Genomic DNA, 24,002 nt, shown 5'->3' on the forward strand with positions numbered 1-24,002 from the left:
CAAAGTCAAGTCACTCGGCGGCTTGTTTGACCGAGCTCCGCTCGTCCGGGTGCGCTTCGTCATCATCGCTCTTGTCCGATCGTCCCCAGCCCGCAAAGGCGTTGGAGAGCCGGTCGAGATAGAGATACACCACCGGCGTCGTGAACAATGTCAGCGCCTGGCTGACGATAAGGCCGCCGACCATCGCATAACCGAGCGGCTGGCGGATTTCCGAGCCGGTGCCGGTGCCGAGCATCAGCGGCACGCCGCCGAGCAGCGCCGCCATCGTCGTCATCATGATCGGGCGGAACCGCAGCAAGGCCGCCTTGCGGATCGCGGCCTCGGGCTCCAGATGTTCGTCGCGCTCGGCCGAGATGGCGAAGTCGACCATCATGATGCCGTTCTTCTTCACGATGCCGATCAGAAGAACGATGCCGATCAGCGCGATCAGGCTGAAGTCGAACCCGAACAGCATCAGGATCGCCAGCGCGCCGACGCCGGCGGAGGGCAGCGTGGACAGGATCGTGATCGGGTGGATGTAACTTTCGTAGAGAATGCCGAGGATCAAATACACGACCACGAGGGCGGCGAGGATCAACAGCGGCACGGTGCCGAGCGACTGCTGGAACGCCTGCGCCGTGCCCTGGAAGCTTGAATTGAGCGTCGTCGGCGCGCCGAGATCGGCCATCGCCTGCTGAATCGCGTTGGTCGCCTGGCCGAGTGCGACGCCCTGGGCGAGGTTGAAGCTGATGGTGATCGCCGGGAACTGGCCCTGGTGGCTGATCGAAAGCGGCCGCACCGGCACGCTGGTCCAGGTCGCAAGGGTCGCGAGCGGCACCTGGTCGCCGGTCGTCGGCGACTTGATGTAGATCTTGTTCAGGGTGTCGAGACTGCCCTGCAATTCCGGCAGCACCTCAAGAATGACGTGATAGCTGTTGAGCTGCGTGAAATATTGCGTCACCTGACGCTGGCCGAACGCGTCGTACAGCGTGTCGTCGATCAGTTGCGGCTGGATGCCGTAGCGCGAGGCGGTGTCGCGGTTGATCTTCAATTCAAGCGTGGTGCCATTGGTCTGCTGGTCGGTCGCGACGTCGCGCAACCCGGGCAGGGTCTGCATCTTCGCCAGGATCTTCGGCGCCCATTGGTTCAGTTCGCCAAGGTCGGCGTCCTGCAGCGTGAACTCGAACTGGGTTCGGGTCGGCCGGCCGCCGAGCCGGACGTCCTGCGCCGCCTGCATGTACAGCCGCGCGCCCTCGACCTTGTCGAGCTTGGGACGCAGCCGCGCGATGATCTGCTGGGCGTTCGCCTTGCGCTCATTGCGCGGTTTCAGCGTGATGAACAGATTGCCGTTGTTGCCGGCCCGGCCGCTGCCGCCGATCGCCATCGCGACGGAGGCGACGTCGGGGTCGGCCATCACGATCTTGCCGAGTTCCTCCTGGTGCCGCTTCATGTCGACAAAGGAAATATCCTGATTGGCTTCCGACGTCGCGGTGATCAGGCCGTTGTCCTGCTGCGGGAAGAAGCCCTTGGGAATGATGACGAACAGATAGACCGACAATCCCAATGTGGCGAAGAAGATCATCAGCGTGGTGAATTTCCAGCGCAGCGCCAGGTCGAGACCGCGCTCGTAGCCGCGCAGCATCGCGTCGAAGGCGCGTTCGCTCCATTGGTAGAAGCGGCCATGCCTGGTTTCATGATGGGCGCGCAGGAAGCGCGAAGCCATCATCGGCGTCAGCGTCAGCGACACGATCATCGACACGAAGATCGTCATCGCCAGCGTCACCGCGAATTCGCGGAACAGCCGTCCGATGATGCCGCCCATCAACAGCAGGGGGATCAGCACGGCGACCAGCGAAACGCTGATCGACACGATGGTGAAGCCGATTTCGCTGGCGCCCTTGAAGGCGGCGGCCATCGGCTTTTCGCCTTCCTCGATATAGCGCGTGATGTTTTCCAGCATCACGATGGCGTCGTCGACCACGAAGCCGACGGCAATGGTCAGCGCCATCAGGGACAGGTTGTCGAGCGTGTAGCCGAATACCCACATCAGCGCGCAGGCGCCGAGCAAGGCCAGCGGCACCGTCACGGTCGGGATCACGGTCGCCCAGAAACTGCGCAGGAAGACGAAGATCACCATCACGACCAGTGCGATGGTCAAGAGCAGGGTGAACTGCACGTCTTCGACCGCGGCGCGGATGGTCTGGGTACGGTCGCTGATGAGCTCGATCTTGATCGCCGGCGGGATCGCGGCGACCAGCCGCGGCAGCGTCGCCTTGATCTTGTCAACGGTGTCGATGACGTTGGCGCCCGGCTGCTTGAACACGACCAGAAACACGCCGCGCTTGCCGTTGGCCCAGGCCGCCTGCTTGGCGTCCTCCGGACCGGTGACGGCCCGACCGATATCGCGGACCCGCAACGGACCGCCGTTGCGGTAGGCGATGATGACGTCGTTCCAGTCCTTGGAATCCAGCAACTGGTCGTTGGCGTAAATGGTGTAGGCGCGGGTGTCGCCGTCGATATTGCCCTTCGGGCTGTCGACGGTCGTGATCGCGATCTGGCTGCGCACGTCTTCCAGCGACAGGCCCTTGGCGACGAGCTTGGCCGGGTCGATCTGGATGCGGATCGCCGGTTTCTGCTGGCCGCCGATGATGACCTGGGCGACGCCGGAAATCTGGCTGATCTGTTGTGCGAGCTGGGCGTCGACGGCGTCGCTGACGGTGGTCAGCGGCAGCGTGTCGGAGGTCGCCGACAACAGCAAGATCGGCGAATCCGCCGGATTGACCTTGCGGTAGGTCGGCGGCGAGGGGAGGTTTTTCGGCAACTGGCCGCCGGCGGCGTTGATCGCGGCCTGCACGTCGTTGGCGGCGCCATCGATCGAGCGGTTGAGGTCGAACTGGATCGTGACCGCCGCCGTGCCGAGATAGCTGGTCGAGGTCATCTGCGCGACGCCCGGGATCTGCGCCAATTGGCGCTCCAGCGGCTGCGCCACCGACGAGGCCATGGTTTCCGGGCTGCCGCCGGGCAGGCTGGCGGCGACCTGAATGGTCGGGAAGTCGACCTGCGGCAAGGGCGCGACCGGCAACAGCGGGTAGGCGACGAGGCCGACAAAGAGAATGCCAGCCATCATCAGCGAGGTGCCGATGGGGTAGCGAATAAAGGGCGCGGAAATCCCGTCGCTCATTCCTGCTTGACCTTGGCTTGGGCCGGATCCGAACTTGCGACCGCCGTCGTGACCAGCGTGCCCGGCGAAACCTTGTATTGTCCGGCCGTGATCACCTGCTCACCCGGCGATAACCCCTCGTCGACCACCGAACGCCCGTCGATCGACTTTGTCACCTTGATCTTGCGGAGCTCGGCCTTGTTCTCCTGATTGACCGTGAAGGCGTAGAGACCATCGGTTCCGTGCTGGACGGCGTCGTCGGGAGCCACGGTGGCATCCTTCAGCGTCGCCACCAAGAGCCGGGTCGAAACCGACTGGCCCGGCCACAGCGCATGGTCCTTGTTGTCGAACACCGCCTTGAGCCGAATAGTCCCGCTCGTGGTGTCGACCTGGTTGTTGATCAGCGCCAGCGTTCCTGTGGATAGCACACGCTTGCCGTCGGTGGACAGCGCAATGGTCTTCGGCGGCGCCACCGCAAGCGCCGCCTTGATATCGGGCAGCTGCTCCTCGGGTGCGGTGAAGATCACCGCTATCGGCTCGATCTGGGCGATGGTCACTATGCCTGTCTGGGTTACGGCATTGACGATATTGCCGACGTCGACCTGACGCAGGCCAGCGACGCCGGAGATCGGTGCCTTGACGGTGGCGTAATCGACCTGGGTCTGGGCATTTTCGATCGCCGCCGTATCGGCCGCGATCTGTGCCGTCAGCTGCAAAACGGTGGAACGCTGGGTATCGGTTTGCTGCCTGGTCGCAAATTCGCCGAGCTTGGTAAAGCGCTGCAGGTCGAGATTGGCGTTGGCTAGATTGGCTTCGTCCTGGGCTTTCTTGGCCTTGGCCTGGTCGAGCACGGCCTGGAACGGCCGCGGATCGATCTCGGCCAGGGTATCGCCTTCCTTGACGAACTGGCCTTCCTGGAACGCGATCCGATTGATCTGGCCGTCGACCCGGGTCCGGACCACGACCGTGTTGAAGCCTTGAACGGTGCCGAGGCCGGTCAAATACACCGGAAAGTCGGCTTTTTCGACCGGGGCGATTTTGACCTGAACAGCGTTGCGGACCGGGGCCCGCTTCTGGGCGTTGTCAGCCTGTGCGGCGGCGTCCCCGCCGCGCAGGCGCTGCCAGCCCAAATAGCCCGCTGCGCCGGCGGCGGCGATCAGCAAAACCCAACCAATTGTTCGCGACTTCGACATGCGGGCTCATGGGTTCAGAAAACAAGTAATGGGTGTTCAAAACAGTTCCCAAGGTTTGCAGATATAATATGCGTGCACTTAATGTGTACACACACTATAGCTTGAAGAATCCTAAACATTTGGAAAGCTTTGGGACTCCGGGTCCGGGAAACTACCCAAGAGGAAACTACCCAAGAAATGGTCTGCGATACAGGCCGAGAGACTGACAAGAAGCGACCCAACGAACGATCCGGGAAACGGACAAGAGCCCGACAGGGCATTTGATACAGAGCATTTGATCAAAATGTCGCTCGATCTGAAACGCCGGCTGATTGCGCAACTCGTCGAGAGTTCGCGGCTGCTGCGCAATTACATCGACCACCGCGCCAAGCAACACGGCACCACGCGCGCGCAGTGGATCGTGTTGTTTCGCTTGCGGCAGCAGGAGGGGCTGACTCAGGTCGATCTCGCCGACGTGCTCGAACTGCAACCGATCTCGCTGGTGCGGCTGCTCGACCGCCTGGTCGAACATGGATTGCTCGAGCGCCGGCCCGATCCCAGGGACCGCCGGGCCAACCGGCTGTTTCTGACCCAAAGCGGCCGCCAGCTCGTCGACGATCTCGACGCGCTGCGCGACACGATCGCAACCGACGTGCTGCGCGACATTCCCGCCGACGCGTTGCAGACCAGTCTCGATACGCTGGTTGAGGTCAAGGAACGCCTCAAGAGCCTGGGCGAGTCTCCGGATATCGCCATCAAGTAACCGGCTCGCTTGACGCGAACGATGCCCGCTGCGTCAGCGCATCGCACCTGAACATTTCGAATTGATTGAAACGCGAGGCGATGTCGTCCATATCGCGCGCAACCCAAGTCGAGAAACCGGAAGTGCATGATGGATGAACTGAACGGACGCATGATGGCCTGCCAGATCCTGGTTACGGGATTGATCGCGCGCGTCGCCAACAACTCGCCCGATCCCTTGCGCTTCCTCACCGACTTCCGCGACGAGATCAAGGCGGTGGTGAAGGGCGTCAATATCGCCGGCATGGACAATACCGATCGCGTGCGGCAAATCGCGCAAATGACGGTCGATGAATTGTTTTCGCTGATGAAGCCGCCGAGCAGCGAGTGATCGTTCCCGAAAATCGATCGATGCATGTAATCCCGGATTTTACGGCGTTTCTCGCGACTCCTTAGAACGCTTACAAACGCGGCTTTAGAATGATTTGAAACGCGAGATTAGAATCGCCTTGATCTGGACCTATTCAAGCTCATCTGCGCCCGGGTCGCGTTGACCCCAAATTTTCCACTCGATACCAACGGCCCATCGCGCATCGCAACGACGCTGCGCGACTGAATCTGAAATCAAGTCAGGGGCGCGTGGGACTATGGGCCAAGCAATAGCACCGAGATCGTTGCGTTCGTTCACCGCAATCAACTTGGTCGACGACAAGTTCGATAATCATTCCGGCAAGGTTTCGGCGGTCGCAGGTCTGATTGCGGTCGCGTCGTTCTCCGGCGCCGAAGCGCAGCAAACGAGCCTGCCGCCGGTGACGGTCGATGCCCCGGTCGCGCGCCTGCGTCCTGTTGCCTCAAAACCTTCACCGGATCAGCTGCGCGCCCGCACCGCGTTGCGCCGTGCCGCGCGCGGCGCGCAACCAGCCCAGGCGGCCGCCGTGCCGTTTCCCAATGCCGGCGGCCTGCGCGCCGACCGCAATCCCTATGCGGATGCGGCGGCGCCCTACAAGGTCGACCACCTGCAGGCGTCGGGCAAATTCCCCGAGCCGCTGTTGAACACGCCGAAGACGGTCACGGTTCTCAGCAAGGAGGTGCTGGAAGACAAGAACGCGACCACGCTGCGGCAAGCGGTGCTGAGCACTGCCGGCGTGACGCTCGGGACCGGCGAGGGCGGCAACGCCTTCGGCGACCGTTTCTTCATCCGCGGTTTCGACGCCCGCAACGACGTCTTCCTCGACGGCGTGCGCGATGCCGGGGTCAGCGTTCGCGAGAATTTCTTCACCGAGCAGGTCGAGATCCTGCGCGGGCCGGGCTCGTCCTTTGCCGGCCGCGGCACCACCGGCGGCGCGATCAACATCGTGACCAAGCAGGCGTCCACCGAGAAGAGCTTCTACAACATGGACACCACGTTCGGCACCGACCACACCAAGCGCGTCGTGCTCGACGTCAACCAGGTGATCAGCCCGACGCTGGCCATTCGCGCCGGTGGCGTGTTCCAGGACGCCGGGGTCGCCGGGCGCGACTATGTCAAGGACGATCGCGACGGCGGCTTCGTCACGGCGAAATGGACGCCGCTCGACACCGTGAAACTGAGCGCGAGCTACATCCACACCAATCTGCACGGCCTGCCGGATTTCGGCGTGCCGTATTACCGGCCGAGCACGGCCAGCACCGCGGGCGGCCCGTTCCCGGATTTCGGCGCCAACCGCAACAATTTATACGGCTTCGTCAATCGCGATTTCTATCACGTCAAGCAGGACATCGGCACGCTCAATGGCGAGGTCGCGATCACGCCGGACTTAACCGTCAGCAACAAGTTCAGGGTCCAGCGCTCGCTGCTCGACTACATCGGGACGCTTCCGGAATCGCCGTCGCTCGCCAATCCGCTTTCAGCGTCGACGCTCACCGCCAACCCGCAGAGCCGCTACCAGGTCACCGACGTGCTCGCCAACCAGACCGAAGCGACCTACAAATTCAATCTCGCCGGCTGGAAGAACACCGCCTTGGCCGGCGTCGAAATCTCGCAGGAGCGCGCCAGCATCGACAAATATGTCGGTCTCAGTTCGGAATCATTGCCCGGCGGGAGCGCGGGCTCCGGTTCGGTGAGCGGGATCAGCGTATTCAATCCGAGCCAGACCTATGCGGTTTTCCCGGGCACGCCGACGCTCAGCGGTCTCGCGACCAAGGTCGGCATCGACACCAAGAGCGTCTACCTGCTAGACAGCGCCAACTATAACGACTTCGTCATCCTGAACGGCGGCGTCCGGCTCGATGACTACAATATCAAGGCGAGCGGCTACGGCACCGTGAACAGTGTCGCGAACGTTTTCGGCTCACAGACGCAGCAATACGACATGCCGAACTTCAACGTCGGCGCTGTGATCAAGCCGTTGCCGATCGCGAGTGTGTATGCAGCCTATGCGACGTCGTCGAACCCGGTCGGCGCCGAATTCGACGGCACCAGCGCCCAATATGGCGGACTGGCTCCCTCGCTCAACGGCAATCCCAACCAGATCCTGGGGCCGGAAAAGAACAGGGCGATCGAAGTCGGCACCAAATGGGAGTTGTTCGACCGGCATCTGCTGCTGACCGCGGCCCTGTTCCAGACCGAAAAGGACAACGCGCGGGAATCGCGGAACATCACCGCGGCGACCGCGGCGCCGAGTTGCCCCTATACGGCGACATCCGGCGCGGTTTCCTGCATCTCGGCCGGCGCGGCCTACCGCATCCGCGGCATCGATCTCAGCGCCGGCGGCAAGATCACCGATAAATGGAGCGTCATCGGCGGCCTCGTGCTGATGCAGTCGGAGGTGACGAAGTCGCTGGTGCCGCCTGCCAATACGACGCTGTACACGACCAATGTCGGCCTGCCGCTGTCCAACGTCGCGCACCAGTCGTTCAGCCTGCTGACCAAATACCAGCTCACGGATGTCTGGGAACTTGGCGGCCAGGCGGTCTACCGCTCGAAGATCTTTGGCGGCACCTTCCTCGCCGCCAACCAGGGCATGCAGCTGCCGAGCTACTGGCGCTTCGATGCCTTCGCGGAAGCCAAGGTCAACGCCAACTGGACCGCAAAGCTGTTCGTCAGCAACATCTTCAACAAGCTCTATTACGACGCGCTGTACCAGAGTGCCGCGCCATTCGTGCTGGAGGCGCCCGGCCGCACCGTGTCGATGGTCCTCTCGGCCAGATTCTGACCGTGGGGATGATGTCGACGTCATGCTGATCTGTGTGCCGGAAGTCCTGAGCAAGGCCGACGTGGCGGATTTCCGCCGCGTCATGGACGGCTGCGCGTGGGAAGACGGCCGTTCCACCGCGGGCGCGCAGTCGGCGCTGGTGAAGCGCAACGAGCAATTGCCTGCGGATAGCGAGGTCGCGCGCAAGCTCGGCCATCGCGTGCTGTCCGCGCTATCAGCCAATCCCCGGTTCATCTCGGCCGCGATCCCGCTAAAAATCTTTCCGCCGCTGTTCAACCGCTATGCCGCCGCCGGCGATCACCATTTCGGCATCCATGTCGACAATGCGGTGAGGGGAGACCCTCTCACCGGCCTGCGGATCCGCACCGATTTGTCGGTCACGCTGTTCCTGTCGGAACCGGAGGAATATGATGGCGGCGGACTGGTGGTCGAGGACCTCTACGGCTCCCATGAAATCAAGCTGTCGGCCGGCGACCTCGTGCTTTATCCTGCGTCCAGTCTGCATCTGGTGACGCCGGTCACCCGCGGTACGCGGGTTGCGTCATTTTTCTGGCTGCAGAGCATGGTGCGGGATGCCCACGCCCGCAGCCTGATCTTCGATCTCGATACCGCGATCCAGGCCTTGGTCGAGCGGCTTGGACGAGATGACCCCGAAACGGTCAAATTGACCGGTATCTATCACAACCTGATCCGCACCTGGGCCGAAGTATGAATACTTCACTAGGCGCGGTCTCCGAGATGTTATACTATTACATCGAGTGGTCTCCGGCCGAGGCGCATGCCGACATGAAATGGTTCCGATCAAACATCAGACGCGGCTCGCGGCTCGCGCTTTTCGCGCTCGCGGTCCAGTTTCTGCTGTCGTTCGGACATTTCCACGCCAGCAGCGCGCAGGCGGCGTCGGCACGCGCGAGCCAATTGGTGCTGCACGCCGCCGCTAGCGGTGCGGCGACGCATGCAGTGAACTGGACTTTGCGCGCCGATGCATCTCGCGCAGCTCCCTTGAAGACCTCCTCCGATGATACCCCCGATGGCCGGCTGACCGATGACTGCGCCATCTGCGCCGTGCTGGCGCTGGCCGGCGCCATGATGGTCGTGACGCCGCCGTGCCTGCCGGCACCCCAAGCTGTTTTGTTCTCGCATTTGATCGCCAACGCCGCGCCGGTCGATCTGAATTCTGCTGGCGCCGCCTTTCAGCCTCGCGCACCGCCCGTCTCCTGAGATCGGCCATCGACGCGTTCGCGCCCGATCGGCCGCCTCGCGGCTTTTATCTCGGTAGTTTGCAATAGCTGCAACTGACCGGATGCAGGCCTCACAATTCGAACGATCAACGACCGGGCCGAAGTATGAATATGTCACCTTTTCGAGCGACCTTGATATTCGCACTGGCGATGTTGTCGCTGGCGGCGCCCTCATCGGCGCAACAGCAAGCGGCTCCTGCGCCGCAGCAGGCCCCCGCGCTGGCGCAACCGCAACCACCGGCGATCCCGGCACAAGCCGCGCCGACGGTGCAGGCTCCCGCGCCGTCAGCGGTCGTTCCATCCGCTCCAGCAGCCCTGGCGTCCGATGCGACGGCAACTCCCGCCGATAACGGCAGCAGGTCGTTGAAATCGACCACGGTCGCGCTGCGTGAGCTGTCGCCGTGGTCGATGTTCATGTCGGCGGACATCATCGTGAAAGCAGTGATGGTCGGTCTCGCCTTCGCGTCGTTGGTGACATGGACGGTCTTCATCGCCAAGATGATCGAGCTCTCGGTCATTCAGCGCAAACTGCGCGCGGCGCTCGCCAGGATCAGCGACGCCAGGTCGCTGGCAGATGCGCAATTCGCGCTGGGCGCAAAAGCCAGCGTGTTGTCGTCCTTGCTCGCGGCGGCAATGCGCGAGGCGCGGTTGTCGGCGGGCATTTCCAGCGACAGCGGCATCAAGGAGCGCGCGGCCTCGAGCTTTGCCGAAATCGTGCGCGCCGAAGCGCGCCGGATCCGGCTCGGCATGGGATTGCTTGCGACCATCGGCGCGACGTCGCCCTTCGTCGGATTGTTCGGCACGGTCTGGGGCATCATGAACAGCTTCATCGGCATTTCGAAATCGCAGACCACCAATCTCGCCGTGGTCGCGCCCGGCATCGCCGAAGCGCTGCTCGCGACCGCGATCGGCCTCGTCGCTGCGATCCCGGCCGTCATCATCTACAATCACTTCACGCGCGTGACCAAAGGCTACCTCGAACTGGTCAGCCGGGCCTCGGGTGCCGCGGGACGGCTATTGTCACGCGATCTCGATCGTACCCATGTTGGCACCCATTCGCGCGCGGCGGCGGAGTAGGCGATGGCTATTTCTCTCGCAGAGAGCGACGTCGACGACGACAGCGATTTCGCGGAATCGCATGAGATCAACGTCACGCCGTTCATCGACGTCATTCTCGTTCTCCTGATCATCTTCATGGTGGCGGCGCCGCTGTCGACCGTCGACCTGCCGGTCGATCTGCCGACGTCATCCGCGACCCCGCAGAAGAAGCCGGACAAGCCGACCTATGTCAGCATCAAGCCGGACCTTGCGGTCGCGATCGGCGAAAATCCGGTCAGGCGGATCGATCTGGTCCGCTCGCTCGACGCGATGGCGGACGTCAGCAAGGATCACCCGATCTTCCTGCGGGCCGACCGCGCGGTTCCCTATGGCGAATTGATGGACGTGCTGGAAATCCTGCACGTCGGCGGTTATTCCAAGATCAAGCTGGTGGCGCTGGAGGGAGTGCCGGATAGCGGCGCGGTGCCACCTGCCCCCGCCGATCGTGCAAAACCCTGAGCCGGGACGGCGTCGAGATGCCCGACTTCGAGACCGAACAAAAGCCATCGCGGCGGCTGTGGATTCTGGCAGCGGCGGGCGCGCTTGCGCTTCATCTGGGATTCGGCGCGCTGGCGATCGCGCATCTGCAGACCGGAGACGACGAGGATTCGCTTGGCGCGCCTGCGATCGAAGTCGGACTTGAATTGACATCGACGCGTGCCGAGCCGATCGATCTGCCGCCGGGGCCGGATGTCGACGCGTCCGTTGCTTCGCCACAGCTTGCCGATCAGAAGGCGGAAGTCAAGGAAGCCGACCTGCCAAAGGACACGCCAACCGACGCCGAGGATCCGGACCGGGCGGTGACGCAGAACGAGTCAAAAAAGCCCAGGGAAGACGATCCAAAGGTCGCGGCGGTGCAGACACAGGCGTCAACGGAGTCCGCGGCGCAGGAAGCAACGGCAACGCCGAGGCTTGACGGCCGTCTCGACGACAAGTCGACCGCTCCAAAACAGGGAATCGGAAGCAGCACTCAGCTCGCAAAAGTGTCGTGGGAAAAGAAGCTGATGGCCCACTTCAAGAAGCACCTGATTTATCCGCAGGGGGTGAAGGCCAAGGACGCAAAGGTCCGGGTCATACTGGATGTCGAGTTTGACCGTATCGGCCACGTTGTTTCAGCAAGCATTGCCGAGGGATCCGGCCAACCGGCTTTCGACGAAGCTGCTCTCAAGATGGTCCGACGATCCGATCCCGTACCCGCACCGCCGCCGTTGGTCGCCGACCTCGGATTGAAGCGCTTCGTGCCCGTCGCATTCAACGCCGAAGGCAAATAGCGGCGCGTTCGCTGGTGTGCGTACTCATAAATTGAGATTGATTGGTGCGGCTTGCTCGATGTCCGCTATGCACCCGATAGCGATCAAGCTCTGCTGTGCGGCGAAATGCCGCCATCTGCCAGAAGCGGACGTTCCTTTTTGCTCCGCGCGTCAAGCGATCTGATGTTATTCAATTGCGCGATGCTAACGAGTGCGCGCTGAATCACTGACAACATCAGTGGCGTCATTAACAAAGCCAGCAATCCGAATTAGTTGGCCGCGGCGATTTTAAACCTCTACGTGTTTATAATTTGTGATTTGAATTTGCCGCCGGTCGTATCATCGTGCCGCACTGCAGATCAGGGTTGCGTGTGACACAACGTGAGATCCTGGTGGCGGATGTCAGGTTTAACAACTCCGCGCTGCAGCTACTCGCCGCGACGGCACGCAACGGTCTGAGCCGAGCTGACACGGTTCTAAAAGGTATTGTCAGCCCCATCTTGATATTTTTTCGCGACACGTCAGCGCCGCTGCTCGAATTCGCTTGCCGCCGGTGTGACAACCTCGATCGACTACTGATCGAAGTTCCGGCCCAGCTCGCAGCGATTGCAGCTGTCGGTGTTGTTTGCGAAGGACATTAATTTTTCAGGTCCCTGCGGCTTCGCGACGCCGCAAGAGTCGCCTGGGTCTCGATCCCGGGGAGGGAGACATGTTGAAGCGGTCACTTATTGTTTTTTTGGCGCTTATCGCGAGCTTCGTCGTCGCATCAGCTGTCTGGCTTGTTCTGGATGCCGATCTGCATTTGAACAAGGCGAATGCCACGGCTCCGTCAACCGCTGTGCCATCCACGGCCGCAGGTTCCGAACCTTTCAAAACGGTCCACGCCGCTAATCAAACGACGATGAGGATACGAGCAATGGATCGGGCGAAGCATCTCGCTTTCTGGAACCTGGTTCTGAAAAATAAAAAGCTGGCGTGTGATGCTGTTGTTCGGACCACGTATCAAGGCGGCACTGAATCCGGGGTCGATAACTGGAGCATCAGATGTCGAGACGGTAACGTATATTCGGTCAATATTGAGCCGAACGCGGAGGACGCAGTCTGCACTGGAAACGCATTCGCCCGCGAAGCGGAATAGCTTGGTCGATGAGGAGCGCTTCTGTGCGCTGCGCCGCACGCAAACGGCTATCCGCTGCCGCTTCGGCCTGGATTTAGCCTGGAGATTTAGCCTGGAGATTTAGCCCAGACCTTGGGCCTCCCTGGAGGGCCGCATGAGACGGCGCGATTTCATCAGTCTCCTTGTCGGTGCGACGGTTACCTGGCCACTCGCCGCGCGCTCCCAGCAGGAGGCGATGCCGGTGATCGGGTTCCTCCATGGCACATCGCCTGAATCGCGGCGCGCTGAAGTTGCCGCATTTCATCGCGGCCTGAGCGAGCGCAGCTACGTTGAGGGCCGGGACGTAGCGGTCGAATATCGCTGGGCTGAGGGTAGATACGATCGGTTACCAGCACTCGCAGCCGACCTGGTCGACCGTCGGGTGAGTGTCATTGCTGCGTTCGGCACCGCTGCCGCACTCGTTGCCAGGGCGGCGACGACGACCATCCCCATCGTCTTCCTCGTAGGTGGCGACCCGATCGCCCTGGGTCTCGTCGCGAGTCTGAGCCGGCCGGGCGGCAGCATCACGGGCGTAACCCCATTAAACGACGACCTTGGGCCGAAGCTACTGGAGTTGCTGCACGAGGTCGTTCCGAAAGCCGCCATCATCGGCTACCTCGTAAATCCGAAAAATGCGACTTCGGACGCCCTTTCCCGACAAGTCCGGGTGGCGGAGCGCACGATCGGGCAGCGAGTCCATATCCTGCACGCCAGCAGCGAACACGACTTCGAGCCGGCTTTCGCAACCCTGGACCAAATTCGGGCTGACGGACTTTGCGTACAGGGCGACACGTTCTTCAATGGCCGACGCGAGCAACTCGTTGCGCTGGCGGCGCACCACTCGATCCCTACGGCTTATGCATTCCGCGATTATGCTGCCGCGGGCGGTCTTATGAGCTACGGAACCAGTTTGTCGGATGCCTATCGCGAAGTGGGCGTCTACGCGAGCCGGATTCTCAAAGGCGAAAAGCCGGCCGATCTCCCGGTCCAGCAGTCGGTGAAGGTCGAGCTGGTCGTCAACCTGAAGACCGCCAGGGCGCTCGGCCTCACGTTTCCGCTGTCTCTGCTTGGCCGCGCCGACGAGGTGATCGAATGAGCACCGTCACCTTAATTCCGCATACGCAGGCATCGAAGCCGGACCGATCACACCTCAACTCCGGGCGCGGGCAATCGCACCCGCGATGATTTGCATGGTCACGCCAACCACCCATTCCAGCAAGATCGCTGTCGTCCAAAAGATGTGCAGGTCTTCCCGTAGCACAATCACGCCAACCGACACGAAAGCCGCCAACGCGGCGAGAAACGTGCCCACAGCACTGAGAAATTCCGCGGAGTCGATCTTCACGATCGAGCCGCCTCTTAAAGGCTGATGGTCGGGTCCATGAAAAGCCAGCGGAGGCGTATCAATTCCCAGGTAAAAGCCGACCGCGCCACTAATCATCATGATCAGAATGAAAACCTGAGACGCCAGCGCCGAGATGATCGACCCCACATGCGCGGCGACAAACAAGCCGCTTGCAGCTCCCGCCATTGCAAGCCCGAAGCGTTCCAGGACGTGGGCAAATTTTCTGACGCTGGACCGCATCGTGGGCGCCCCACGGATTGCTGACATCAAGCTAGGTCATCCTTCCGCGGCGCGAAAGATATTCCCGGCCGAAGGGCTGGCCAGGCGAAGGCAAATAAGGGGTACCTCGTCCCGCTCGACCCCGCTCGACCAGAGAGGAGCGTGAATTGCAGCGGAAGGAAAGCTTCGTCCGTCGGAATCGTGACGACGAGATTGCAGTCGTCCCTCGGATATTTCGAGGCGACGGGACAGATGATAAACTCCGCGACGAAGCAATCGAGTCTGTTCGTTTGGCGAGATTTCCGGGTATCGTCGCTTACGCCGTCTTGCGGTGCCTGCTTGGAAGCGCCCGATCGCTGAGCGCGGCCCCCCTTAATGCTGCGGCGTGCCAGGGCTCCGGCGGTGGAGCAGCTCAGTCGAACGTTAGCGTGCCATCCGTGCGAATTACCCCAAAGGCATTCCGGTGATAGTATGGAGACAGGGAACCAGGGGAAGCGGACCCCAATGGCCTCAGATCAGACCAAACGCAAGCTCGCCGCCATTCTCGCCGCCGATATCGCCGGCTATAGCCGGTTGATGGGCGCGGACGAGGAGGGCACGCTCGCTCGCCTCAAGATGCTTCGCAGCGAGCTGATCGATCCAAAGAACAAGCAACATCACGGTCGCATTGTGAAAACGACCGGTGACGGAATTCTAATCGAGTTTCCAAGCGTCGTGGATGCAGTCCGCTGCGCGATCGAGGTTCAGCGGAGCATGGTTGAACGCAATGCCGACGTGCCACAGGAGAAGCGAATTGAGTTTCGCGTCGGGGTCAACCTTGGGGACGTGATGATCGAGGGCCGCGACCTCTATGGCGATGGCGTGAACATCGCGGCGCGACTTGAGGCGTTCGCCGAACCCAGCGGCATATGTATCTCTAGTACAGTCTTCAATCACGCGCGCGATAAGGTGTCTTTCGACGTCGAGGACGCGGGCGAGCAAACTCTGAAGAATATCGCCCGGCCTGTCCACGTTTACCGTATCATCATCGATCCCACCCAGCGGCCTGCGACACCCAAACTTGAGGTTCCGGGGCTCGCGCTGCCCGACAAACCGTCCGTCGCCGTGCTGCCGTTCACCAATATGAGCGGCGACCCCGAGCAGGAGTTCGTCTCCGACGGGATCGCCGAGGATGTGATCACGGCGCTATCGCACTATCCCTCGCTGTTCGTCATCGCACGTAATTCGAGTTTCACTTACAAGGGCCGGGCCGTAGACGTGAAGCAGGTCGGGCGCGAGCTCGGCGTGCGCTATGTGCTTGAAGGTAGCGTGCGCAAGGCCGGCAATCGGATCCGCGTCACTGCACAGTTGATAGAGGCGGTGACCAGCAACCATGTGTGGGCCGAGCGCTACGACCGCGATCTCGCCGATATTTTCGCCGTGCAGGACGAGCTTACCGAAGCGCTGACGACCGCGCTGGCCCCCGCCATTGCCGACGCCGAACTTCGACGCGCTATGCGCAAGCCACCGGAGAGTCTTGATGCCTGGGCGGCCTATCAGCGCGGTCTTTGGCATCTGAGCAAAGCGACCCCAGACGACGATGCGACCGCAGAGAGGTTTTTTAAGCAGGCAATCGATCTCGACCCGACCTTCGCCGGCGGTTACAGCGCGCTCGCCTTGTATCAGCTGCAAGCGGCCGCGCTCTACCAGAAGCTGGATCTGCCAAGCGCGCAACGCTCGGCCGAAGCCTTGGCCCGTCGGGCGGTCGCGCTCGATGGTGCCGATGCAGAATCCCGTTCGTGCCTCGGCTGGGCCTTGCAAGCACGCGGCGACGCCGACGGTGCGTTGGCGGAGATCGAGCGAGCTCTCTCAATGAGTCCAAATCTGGCCATCGCGCATGGCCACAGAGGCGCGACGCTGATCTTCGCGGGACGACCAAGGGAAGGGCTCAGGGCTCTCGAAACATGTATCAGGCTCGATCCCCGCGATCCGTATCTGGCAGTACGCTTGTTGCACGTTGCGTGCGGACTATATTTCTGCAGCGAATACGAGGCTTCGATCGAAGCGTCGAAACGGCTGACTCGGTCGTTTCCCAATTTTCCGATGATCTACCGCTGGCCCGCGGCGGCGCTGGGCCAACTTGGGCGCACAACGGAAGCGAAGGAGGCACTGGAGAAGGCCGTCTCGCGCGCACCGGGAGCATTCGACATGTATGTCCGCAAGAGAGCTCCGTGGTTTCGGCCCGAGGACCACGCCCATCTCGTCGAGGGTTTGCGCAAGGCCGGCTGGAATGGTTGAGGCCGCATTGAAGTCCGTCGCCGTCGCCGATCAAGGCATTGGCGGCTCCGCGACGAGCCGTTGCGAGGATAAGCTCCGCGACGAGGCAATCCAGCCTGTTCGTTTGGCAGATTTCTCGGCATCGTCGCTCACGCCGTCTTGCGCGGCGCAGCGGTTTCGACATCGCCGGTGTTGGGTGTCCCGGTTGGCTCGATCAGTAACAAGTGCACCTCATCTTTTGCGACGGGGCGATGCTCGACGCCCTTCGGCACGATGTACATTTGCCCCGGCCCAAGCGTCACCGTTCGATCCCGAAGCTGAATGTCCAGCGTGCCCTTCAGGACAAGAAAGAAATCATCGGTGTCGTCATGCTTGTGCCAGACGAATTCGCCTTTCACTTTGACGACCATGACATCGCAATCGTTGAACTGCGCGACGGTTCGAGGCGACCAGTGTTCGGAAAACGAAGACAGTCTTTCTGACAAATCAATCCCGTCGCTCATGGGGCTCTCCGGCTTCGTCGCTTATGCATAAAGTACACAAACCCGCAAGCGCGCGGGGCGATGGACAGCCTAAGCAATCCGTTACGACGCACGGCGTTCGCGTAGCACTGCCTCCCTTGCGGATTTGGGCAGTATCTCCGGCCGGGCGATCGCTCGCCCCGCCGCAATCCAGGCATCCATACCGCCGAGAAGCGGCCTGATCCTGCGGAAGCCCGCCTGACGCAGATGCCGAACCGCAGCGACTGCCGAGGCTTCCTTCGGACAATCGCAGTAGACGATCACTTCCAGGTCGCCCGAAAAGCCCGCAAGCGATGTCGTCCCGTCGGCGGGATGAGCGAACACGGCCCCGGGGATCACGCCATCTTCTCGGCGGAGATCGACCGGCCTGACATCGATGATAACAGGCGTTTCACCCCGGTCGATCATCTCCGCAAGCTCAGTGGCCGTAATCCTGGCCATCCGGAGCTCACGGATGAAGAGCTGTCGCTTCCACCAGCGTCCGACCACGTATATTGCAAGCGCGCCGAGGATCAAGGCGATGCCCATGGCGCCGAGATGGGCAAGCGTCTCAATGAACGTGAGGATCGCCGAGTTGAACAGAACGCCCAGGAGAACGGTCAGGCCGATGAAGAGAGACTCGCCGATGCAGTTCAGCGCGACGAATCTGACGATCGACATGTCTGCAATGCCAGCGAGCGCGGTCGATATGAGTCCGATGCCCGGCATGATCTTGCCCACGACGAGCGATAGGCCGCCAAGTCTCGCATATACGCTCTCGGTCTGGCGGACGCAGGAATCCGGCGAAACGGAAATCTTGCACAGAAATCTCAACAGGGAGCGGCCGTATCGCCGGCTTGCGGTAAACCACCCGATATCCGCGATAAGCCCGCCCGCGACTCCGGCCAGCGCCAGACCTCCCGCCCCACGAGCAGTGCCCGCGGTCATCGCCGCGGCGGTGAGCAGGACGGGAAACGCCGGGACCGGCAATCCCATGCGGCTCAGAAAGGCCGCCGCAAATACGACCAGCAGTCCATATTGTTCGATCAGGACCCGCAATTCGCTCATCTCTGGTACGCCGGCCTGCGAAAAATTACGGTTCGTTGGCTACCGCTGCGGAGCTAACGACGTCCGCCGCTTCTTTCGCGATGCCGGCGTCGGTCTCCTTGTTCCTGCCTGCGACACCGACGGCGCCCACCACCTTTCCGTTGACAACGATCGGCACGCCGCCGCGTAGCGACATGATGCCTGCGGTGACGAAGGCCGTCCGGCCGTGATTGATGCTGTCCTCGACCTCCTGTGTCGGGCGCTGCAGCCGCGCAGCCGTTCGTCCCTTCTCGATTGCGAGCTCCGCGCTCGCGGACCGCACACCGTCCATACGCTCGAAAGCCAGCAAGTCTCCGGCGAAATCGACGACTGCAATCGCCGAAGGCGCATTGCGCTTTCGCGCGTTCTCCTTCGCGGCTTGCAGGACGCTCTCGGCTCCGGCCTGGTCGAGGGTCCTGACCTGGACAGTCTGTGCGCTCGCTGAGAATGAGAACACAGCGGCCAACAGTGCAATGTTCCTGGCAAATTTGATCATGGCAACCTGGCTTCAATCGAGGTCACGGCGGTATCGGCTCGGCGCTTGTCCCGTCAGCCGATGAAAGGCTGCCGTAAATGAACTGGTTTCGCCGAATCCGACCGCGAGCGCTATCGTGGTGATCGGCAGTTCGCGCTCTGCCAACAGCTGCTTCGCTCGTTCGATGCGGCGCGTTGCATGATATTTGCGCGGCGGCATGCCGAAGGACCGCTTGAAAGATCTGCAGAGATGGTACGGGCTCAGCTGCACCAACTGCGCAAGGGCCGCGAGCGGAATGTCATCAGAAACGTGTTCCTCAATGTATTCGGCTAGTCGCCTTTGCTGCCAGCCTGCCAAACCGCCTCGATCCGCCGATGTGCTGAGTGGATCGGCATTGCCATTGATGCGAGCGAGATCGTGCGCCAACAAAACTCCCAATGCCTCCCCATACTGCCGATGCATCAAGTTGCGATTTTCCACCTGGACCTTGAGCTTGAGAGCCGTCTCCCACAGATTCCGGTCATAGAAGAACAGCCGTGGCTTGAATTCAATCTCGCCGAACCGCAGCTCTGGATCGGTAAGAGGGCCCTGCGGATCGATGTAAATGTTTATTGTACGAGCCAACGCACGCGGTTTCTGCGATCCGTAAAAGTCATGTCCTGCGGGGACGAAGGTGAGTTTATGTGTAAGGATGCGTTGGTTCGACCGGGGCAGCCCCTCGAGCAGAGTTTCTCCGTGCTCTCGCTCCGAAAGCTCTGCCGCAATGAGGAGATGGCAGGGAGCTCTGAAGCGATATTCGAAAGACGTGCGCCGCTTCACCTGGACCGTCTCGACTTTGAGGCCAGGCCACGTCTCGAAATGGCGTCTGACGATCTCGGTGGGCGAATAAGCAATGACCGAGCCCGTCTCAGCTTGCGCGTCAGCTCGCGATGAAAGCATCTGTACCCTTCGTTCAACGGAATTGGCCACGATGATCGTGCGCTCAGCTATCAAGGCACGATCTTTCGCCCACCGAGAGATGAAGTAGACCTGTCACGACCGCGGTCAAGACGGTGCACTTGCTGCTCTCACGCTGAGTTGAAGCGCGAAGGTCACGATGTCTTGAAACACAGGCCTGGCTTATCGCAGCCAGGCCTGTGACTCACATCGCGTGGGGTTCCGGTACGGTCATTCGGCGGGCGTCTCGGCGATCCTCCCCGGCGCCATTCCCTCCTGGGAGAGCCAACGAAGGCCCGTGTGCAGGAGAGCAGCGATGATGGCGCCGACGATTGGAGCTGCCATGTACAGCCAGGCATCGTCGAATTTGCCAGTCGCAACCATCGGGCCAAGTGCACGCGCCGGGTTAAAAGCTGCGCCCGTGAGCGCACCTCCCATCAGAATGTTGAAGGTCAGCGTCATTCCGATCGCGAGCGGCGCGAGATTGCCCGCTCGCCCGGCAACGGCTGTGCTGAGTACGACCGTGACCAGGAAGAACGCGAGCACGGCCTCAATGATGAAGCCGGCAACCGGCGTGATTGTGAGCGACACGCCGCCAAGAGCGAGGTCGTGTGCGAGCGTTGGTGTGCCGAGGCCGGTGGCGACGCCGCCGAACAGGGCTCGCAGCAAGAGCGCAGCAGCGATGCCTCCAACGAGCTGGCTGGCAATATAGCCAATGGCGTCGATCGGATCCATGGCGCCAGCGGTGAGCACGCCGACTGTGACCGCCGGGTTCATGTGCCCGCCCGACACAGAACCGTATGCAAACGCGAAGGCCATGATGGCCAGGCCATGGGCCAGGGCAATCGCAGCTATGCCGGGCAGGCCGACACCATCGCCAATCACGGCCGCGGCCCCGGCGCCGATGAACACGAATGAGAACGTGCCTATGAACTCAGCCATGAGCTTCGTTGCAGTCTGGTTGGACATTGTTGACTCCAGGTATGGGATTGATCGCTCGGCGCGCTCAGGGTTGCGCCAAGTGAAACCACGTTGGTTGAGAGACAGCCGGTGGAACGCCAGAGCATCGCCGGCCATGGAAGCGAGCGCGCCTACTCCGCGGCCTGCGCCGCGGCCAGATCCTTCGCTGAGATACCCATGCGGGTCGCGACGCCGATGCCATAGTCCCGGTCGGCGCGATAGAAATGCGCGACCTGGCGCTTGACGATCTCCATCGGTACGCCGTCCATCGCGGCCTTGATGTTGTCGAACAGCTGTTCCTTCTGGCTCGCGCTCATCAGGCGAAACAGGTCGCCGGCCTGGCGGTAATCGTCATTGCCGTCGCGGTGATTGTAGCGATCGGCATTGCCGGAAATCTTCAGCGGCGGCTCCTTCACGCTGTTGTCCTGCGCCGGCCCGCCAAAGGAGTTCGGCTCGTAATAGGCGTCCGGGTTGGGATTGCCGGCGAGCCGCATTGTGCCGTCGGCGTGATAGGTGCGCACCGGGCAGCGCGGCTTGTTGACCGACAGCTGTTCGGCATTGACTCCGACGCGATAGCGGTGCGCATCCGCATAGGAGAAGATGCGCGCCTGCAGCATTTTGTCCGGCGAGTGACCGACACCCGGCACGACATTGGCCGGCGTCAGGGCGGCCTGCTCGACCTCGGCAAAGTAATTGTCCGGGTTGCGGTTGAGTTCGAGGATGCCGACCTCGATCAGCGGATAGTCCTTGTGCGGCCAGATTTTTGTCAGGTCGAACGGGTTGTACCAGTGCTTGCCGACGTCGCTTTCCGGCATCACCTGCACGCGGAATTTCCATTTCGGAAACTCGCCGCGGGCGATCGCGTCATAGAGGTCGCGCTGATGCGTCTCGCGGTCACCTGCGATCTTCCCGCCGGCCTCTGCATTGGTCCAGTTCTTGATGCCCTGCATGGTCTTGAAGTGAAACTTCACCCAATGCCGTTCGCCGCTCGCGTTGATAAAGGAATAGGTGTGCGAGCCAAAACCGTCGACGTTGCGATAGCTCTGCGGCAGCCCGCGATCGGACATCAGGATGGTGACCTGGTGCAGGCTTTCCGGCGACAGCGACCAGAAATCCCACATCGCAGTCGGCGAGCGCAGGTTGGTCTTCGGATGACGCTTCTGGGTATGGATGAAGTCCGGGAATTTCAGGGGATCGCGGACGAAGAACACCGGGGTGTTGTTGCCGACGACGTCCCAGTTGCCTTCCTCGGTGTAGAAGCGCAGCGCAAAACCGCGCACATCGCGCTCGGCATCCGCCGCTCCACGCTCGCCGGCGACGGTGGAGAAGCGCAGGAAAGCTTCCGTCTTCTTGCCTACCTTCGAGAGCGCAGCGGCACGCGTATACTTCGTGATGTCGTTGGTGACGGTCAGCGTCCCGTAGGCGCCCGAACCCTTGGCGTGCACGGTGCGCTCCGGAATCCGTTCGCGGTTCTGATGCGCCAGCTTTTCCAACAAATGGAAGTCCTGGATCAGCACCGGGCCGAACGGTCCCGCGGTCAGCGAGTTCTGGTTGTCGGCGACCGGCGCGCCGCTATCCGTCGTAAGTTTGGGAGATTTTGCCATAAGGTCTTTCCAGTGCATGAGTAAAGAACTCCCGACCATGCGACCGCACATGGAACAGGTACGTCCTCTCGATGGCGGACGCAAAGTCCGGGACGAGAACGCTGATGTATGCTTCTGGCTGGCAGATCACTTTGGTGGGGTTGCTGTCAGTTTTTAATTCTTGCGTCAAAAGGTGTGGGGAGGTTCACCACGCTGTTTGAGCGTCCCAATGAAAAATAGTTGCCGGCCCACAGCGCGGCGAGATGGATTGCTTCGCGGAGCCTGTCATCGGGCAGGCCTTCGCGCGACCCGTTGGCTCGCAATGACGTCTTAGCTCTTTGAAAATTGAATCAGAATATCTCCGCACCAACAAAAATGCCGGCGATCGCTCGCCGGCATTTCCTGCTAGACGATGTGCCTGCCTCAGCTCTTCTTCACCAGCGAGCAAACGCTCTTTTCCAGCGGGATGAAGGCTTCATCCGCCGGAATGGTGGCGATCACCTTGTAATAATCCCACGGATATTTCGATTCCGACGGGCTCTTCACCTCGAACAGATAGGCCGGGTGGATCTTGCGGCCGTCGGCGCGGATCGAGCCCTTGCCGAACAAGGGATCGTCGGTCGGCATTTCCTTCATCTTGGCGACCATCGCGCGGCCGTCATGCGGATTGCCGCCCAGCGCTTCCAGCGCCTTGAAGTAATGGATCAGCGACGAATAAACGCCAGCCTGGACCATGGTCGGAGGTTGCTTCTTGAACCTCTCGTTGAAGCGCTTGGTGAAGGCGCGGGTCTGGTCGTTCATGTCCCAGTAGAACGTCTCGGTGAAGTTCAGGCCGTGCGCGACCTTGAGCCCGAGCGAATGCACGTCGGTGATGAACAGCAGCATGCCCGCAAGCTTCTGCCCGCCGGCGACGATGCCGAATTCGGCCGCCTGCTTGATCGCGTTGGTGGTGTCGCCGCCGGCATTGGCCAATCCGATGATCTTCGCCTTCGAGCTTTGCGCCTGCAGCAGGAAGGAGGAGAAGTCGGCGTTGTTCAGCGGGTGCTTGACGCCGCCGAGCACCTTGCCGCCGTTGGCGGTGACCACCGCTGCGGTGTCGCGCTCCAGCGCCTGACCAAACGCGTAGTCCGCGGTCAGGAAGAACCAGGTGTCGCCGCCGGATTTGACCAGCGCCTTGCCGGTGCCGTTGGCGAGCATCCAGGTGTCGTAGACCCAATGCACGGTGTTGGGCGAGCATTGCGCGCCGGTGAGGTCGGACGACGCCGAGCCGGAGTTCAGGTTGACGACGTTCTTTTCCTTGGCGAGGTTGGCGATCGCGAGCCCCACGCCGGAACTGGCGAGGTCGACGAACACGTCGACCTTTTCGACGTCGATCCACTGCTTGCCGATATTGACGCCGACGTCGGGCTTGTTCTGGTGATCGGCCGAGATCAGATCGATTTTCCAGCCCTTGGCCAAGAGCCCGGAATCCTCGATCGCCATCTGCGCGGCGACGCTGGAGCCGGGACCGCCGATATCGGCATAGAGCCCCGACTGGTCGCCGAGGCTTCCGACCTTGACGACCTTGTCGAGCGTTTGCGCCAACGCGCTGCCGGCAAATACCAGGCTCGTGGTGATCGCCAACGCTGCAATAATTCGTTTCATTTCCCCT

At 61.7% G+C, this 24,002-nt stretch carries 22 protein-coding genes; 12 read left to right on the forward strand and 10 right to left on the reverse strand.

Annotation, left to right across the window (positions count from 1 at the left end):
- Positions 1–10 precede the first annotated feature (10 nt).
- Positions 11–3,160 carry a multidrug efflux RND transporter permease subunit gene (locus tag NL528_RS19275; RefSeq protein WP_309184259.1) on the reverse strand — a complete coding sequence of 1,050 codons (3,150 nt, stop codon included), beginning with the start codon at positions 3,158–3,160 and terminating at the stop codon, positions 11–13.
- Positions 3,157–4,332 carry an efflux RND transporter periplasmic adaptor subunit gene (locus NL528_RS19280; protein WP_309184260.1) on the reverse strand — a complete coding sequence of 392 codons (1,176 nt, stop codon included), beginning with the start codon at positions 4,330–4,332 and terminating at the stop codon, positions 3,157–3,159. The genes NL528_RS19275 and NL528_RS19280 overlap by 4 nt, the downstream gene beginning before the upstream one ends.
- 283 nt (positions 4,333–4,615) lie before the next feature.
- Between NL528_RS19280 and NL528_RS19285 the strand changes: the two genes are divergently transcribed.
- From NL528_RS19285 to NL528_RS19335, 11 genes are all read left to right on the forward strand, one after another.
- Positions 4,616–5,074, forward strand: a complete 459-nt coding sequence (locus NL528_RS19285) for a MarR family transcriptional regulator (RefSeq protein WP_309184261.1) — start codon at positions 4,616–4,618, stop codon at positions 5,072–5,074.
- 129 nt (positions 5,075–5,203) lie between these two features.
- Positions 5,204–5,443 carry a hypothetical protein gene (locus tag NL528_RS19290; protein WP_074277527.1) on the forward strand — a complete coding sequence of 80 codons (240 nt, stop codon included), beginning with the start codon at positions 5,204–5,206 and terminating at the stop codon, positions 5,441–5,443.
- A gap of 256 nt (positions 5,444–5,699) precedes the next feature.
- Positions 5,700–8,246, forward strand: a complete 2,547-nt coding sequence (locus NL528_RS19295) for a TonB-dependent receptor domain-containing protein (RefSeq protein ID WP_309184262.1) — start codon at positions 5,700–5,702, stop codon at positions 8,244–8,246.
- Positions 8,247–8,268: 22 nt separating this feature from the next.
- Entirely contained in the window at positions 8,269–8,958 is a 690-nt protein-coding gene (locus NL528_RS19300; RefSeq protein ID WP_309184263.1) for a Fe2+-dependent dioxygenase, read from the forward strand.
- Positions 8,955–9,467: a DUF2946 family protein gene (locus NL528_RS19305; protein WP_309184264.1), complete on the forward strand. Its 513-nt coding sequence runs from the start codon at positions 8,955–8,957 to the stop codon at positions 9,465–9,467. Before NL528_RS19300 ends, NL528_RS19305 begins: the two co-directional genes overlap by 4 nt.
- 125 nt (positions 9,468–9,592) lie before the next feature.
- Positions 9,593–10,564, forward strand: coding sequence for a tonB-system energizer ExbB (gene exbB, locus NL528_RS19310; RefSeq protein WP_309184265.1), 972 nt, complete (start codon positions 9,593–9,595; stop codon positions 10,562–10,564).
- A gap of 3 nt (positions 10,565–10,567) precedes the next feature.
- Entirely contained in the window at positions 10,568–11,044 is a 477-nt protein-coding gene (exbD, locus tag NL528_RS19315) for a TonB system transport protein ExbD (protein ID WP_309184266.1), read from the forward strand.
- A 17-nt stretch (positions 11,045–11,061) separates the two neighbouring features.
- Positions 11,062–11,856: a TonB family protein gene (locus NL528_RS19320; RefSeq protein WP_309184267.1), complete on the forward strand. Its 795-nt coding sequence runs from the start codon at positions 11,062–11,064 to the stop codon at positions 11,854–11,856.
- A gap of 371 nt (positions 11,857–12,227) precedes the next feature.
- Positions 12,228–12,476 carry a hypothetical protein gene (locus tag NL528_RS19325; protein WP_309184268.1) on the forward strand — a complete coding sequence of 83 codons (249 nt, stop codon included), beginning with the start codon at positions 12,228–12,230 and terminating at the stop codon, positions 12,474–12,476.
- Positions 12,477–12,544: 68 nt separating this feature from the next.
- Positions 12,545–12,973, forward strand: a complete 429-nt coding sequence (locus NL528_RS19330) for a hypothetical protein (protein ID WP_309184269.1) — start codon at positions 12,545–12,547, stop codon at positions 12,971–12,973.
- A gap of 133 nt (positions 12,974–13,106) precedes the next feature.
- Positions 13,107–14,087 carry an ABC transporter substrate-binding protein gene (locus NL528_RS19335; protein ID WP_309184270.1) on the forward strand — a complete coding sequence of 327 codons (981 nt, stop codon included), beginning with the start codon at positions 13,107–13,109 and terminating at the stop codon, positions 14,085–14,087.
- 54 nt (positions 14,088–14,141) lie between these two features.
- Here NL528_RS19335 and NL528_RS19340 read toward each other — a convergent pair whose 3' ends face one another.
- Complete coding sequence (locus NL528_RS19340; protein WP_309184976.1) at positions 14,142–14,576, reverse strand: hypothetical protein; 435 nt, start codon at positions 14,574–14,576, stop codon at positions 14,142–14,144.
- Positions 14,577–14,957: 381 nt separating this feature from the next.
- On the opposite strand from NL528_RS19340, the gene NL528_RS19345 reads away from it, so the two are divergent.
- The gene (locus NL528_RS19345) at positions 14,958–16,832 is read left to right on the forward strand and encodes an adenylate/guanylate cyclase domain-containing protein (protein ID WP_309184271.1); all 1,875 of its coding nucleotides are present in this window, start codon (positions 14,958–14,960) and stop codon (positions 16,830–16,832) included.
- Positions 16,833–16,960: 128 nt separating this feature from the next.
- Here the strand turns inward: NL528_RS19345 and NL528_RS19350 are convergent, their stop codons facing one another.
- The 7 genes from NL528_RS19350 to NL528_RS19380 form a co-directional block, all read right to left on the reverse strand.
- Positions 16,961–17,314 carry a cupin domain-containing protein gene (locus tag NL528_RS19350; protein ID WP_309184272.1) on the reverse strand — a complete coding sequence of 118 codons (354 nt, stop codon included), beginning with the start codon at positions 17,312–17,314 and terminating at the stop codon, positions 16,961–16,963.
- Between the two features lie 81 nt (positions 17,315–17,395).
- On the reverse strand, positions 17,396–18,379 hold the full coding sequence (locus tag NL528_RS19355) for a rhodanese-like domain-containing protein (protein ID WP_309184273.1): 984 nt from the start codon (positions 18,377–18,379) through the stop codon (positions 17,396–17,398).
- 25 nt (positions 18,380–18,404) lie between these two features.
- Entirely contained in the window at positions 18,405–18,893 is a 489-nt protein-coding gene (locus NL528_RS19360; protein ID WP_309184274.1) for a heme-binding protein, read from the reverse strand.
- Between the two features lie 12 nt (positions 18,894–18,905).
- Positions 18,906–19,865: an AraC family transcriptional regulator gene (locus NL528_RS19365; RefSeq protein WP_309184275.1), complete on the reverse strand. Its 960-nt coding sequence runs from the start codon at positions 19,863–19,865 to the stop codon at positions 18,906–18,908.
- A 174-nt stretch (positions 19,866–20,039) separates the two neighbouring features.
- Complete coding sequence (locus NL528_RS19370) at positions 20,040–20,777, reverse strand: aquaporin (RefSeq protein ID WP_309184276.1); 738 nt, start codon at positions 20,775–20,777, stop codon at positions 20,040–20,042.
- A gap of 122 nt (positions 20,778–20,899) precedes the next feature.
- Positions 20,900–22,372 carry a catalase gene (locus NL528_RS19375; protein ID WP_309184277.1) on the reverse strand — a complete coding sequence of 491 codons (1,473 nt, stop codon included), beginning with the start codon at positions 22,370–22,372 and terminating at the stop codon, positions 20,900–20,902.
- A gap of 402 nt (positions 22,373–22,774) precedes the next feature.
- The gene (locus NL528_RS19380) at positions 22,775–23,995 is read right to left on the reverse strand and encodes an ABC transporter substrate-binding protein (protein WP_309184278.1); all 1,221 of its coding nucleotides are present in this window, start codon (positions 23,993–23,995) and stop codon (positions 22,775–22,777) included.
- Positions 23,996–24,002 lie beyond the last annotated feature (7 nt).

The sequence above is a fragment of the Bradyrhizobium sp. Ash2021 genome, from assembly GCF_031202265.1.
In the GTDB taxonomy this organism is placed as follows: Bacteria; Pseudomonadota; Alphaproteobacteria; order Rhizobiales; family Xanthobacteraceae; genus Bradyrhizobium.

Excerpts from the sequence above, each read along its gene's own strand:
- NL528_RS19275 (WP_309184259.1), bottom strand. The coding sequence starts at position 3,160 with ATGAGCGACGGGATTTCCGCGCCCTTTATTCGCTACCCCATCGGCACC.
- NL528_RS19280 (WP_309184260.1), bottom strand. The coding sequence starts at position 4,332 with ATGTCGAAGTCGCGAACAATTGGTTGGGTTTTGCTGATCGCCGCCGCC.
- NL528_RS19285 (WP_309184261.1), top strand. The coding sequence starts at position 4,616 with ATGTCGCTCGATCTGAAACGCCGGCTGATTGCGCAACTCGTCGAGAGT.
- NL528_RS19290 (WP_074277527.1), top strand. The coding sequence starts at position 5,204 with ATGGATGAACTGAACGGACGCATGATGGCCTGCCAGATCCTGGTTACG.
- NL528_RS19295 (WP_309184262.1), top strand. The coding sequence starts at position 5,700 with ATGGGCCAAGCAATAGCACCGAGATCGTTGCGTTCGTTCACCGCAATC.
- NL528_RS19300 (WP_309184263.1), top strand. The coding sequence starts at position 8,269 with ATGCTGATCTGTGTGCCGGAAGTCCTGAGCAAGGCCGACGTGGCGGAT.
- NL528_RS19305 (WP_309184264.1), top strand. The coding sequence starts at position 8,955 with ATGAATACTTCACTAGGCGCGGTCTCCGAGATGTTATACTATTACATC.
- exbB (WP_309184265.1), top strand. The coding sequence starts at position 9,593 with ATGAATATGTCACCTTTTCGAGCGACCTTGATATTCGCACTGGCGATG.
- exbD (WP_309184266.1), top strand. The coding sequence starts at position 10,568 with ATGGCTATTTCTCTCGCAGAGAGCGACGTCGACGACGACAGCGATTTC.
- NL528_RS19320 (WP_309184267.1), top strand. The coding sequence starts at position 11,062 with ATGCCCGACTTCGAGACCGAACAAAAGCCATCGCGGCGGCTGTGGATT.
- NL528_RS19330 (WP_309184269.1), top strand. The coding sequence starts at position 12,545 with ATGTTGAAGCGGTCACTTATTGTTTTTTTGGCGCTTATCGCGAGCTTC.
- NL528_RS19335 (WP_309184270.1), top strand. The coding sequence starts at position 13,107 with ATGAGACGGCGCGATTTCATCAGTCTCCTTGTCGGTGCGACGGTTACC.
- NL528_RS19340 (WP_309184976.1), bottom strand. The coding sequence starts at position 14,576 with ATGCGGTCCAGCGTCAGAAAATTTGCCCACGTCCTGGAACGCTTCGGG.
- NL528_RS19350 (WP_309184272.1), bottom strand. The coding sequence starts at position 17,314 with ATGAGCGACGGGATTGATTTGTCAGAAAGACTGTCTTCGTTTTCCGAA.
- NL528_RS19355 (WP_309184273.1), bottom strand. The coding sequence starts at position 18,379 with ATGAGCGAATTGCGGGTCCTGATCGAACAATATGGACTGCTGGTCGTA.
- NL528_RS19360 (WP_309184274.1), bottom strand. The coding sequence starts at position 18,893 with ATGATCAAATTTGCCAGGAACATTGCACTGTTGGCCGCTGTGTTCTCA.
- NL528_RS19370 (WP_309184276.1), bottom strand. The coding sequence starts at position 20,777 with ATGTCCAACCAGACTGCAACGAAGCTCATGGCTGAGTTCATAGGCACG.
- NL528_RS19375 (WP_309184277.1), bottom strand. The coding sequence starts at position 22,372 with ATGGCAAAATCTCCCAAACTTACGACGGATAGCGGCGCGCCGGTCGCC.
- NL528_RS19380 (WP_309184278.1), bottom strand. The coding sequence starts at position 23,995 with ATGAAACGAATTATTGCAGCGTTGGCGATCACCACGAGCCTGGTATTT.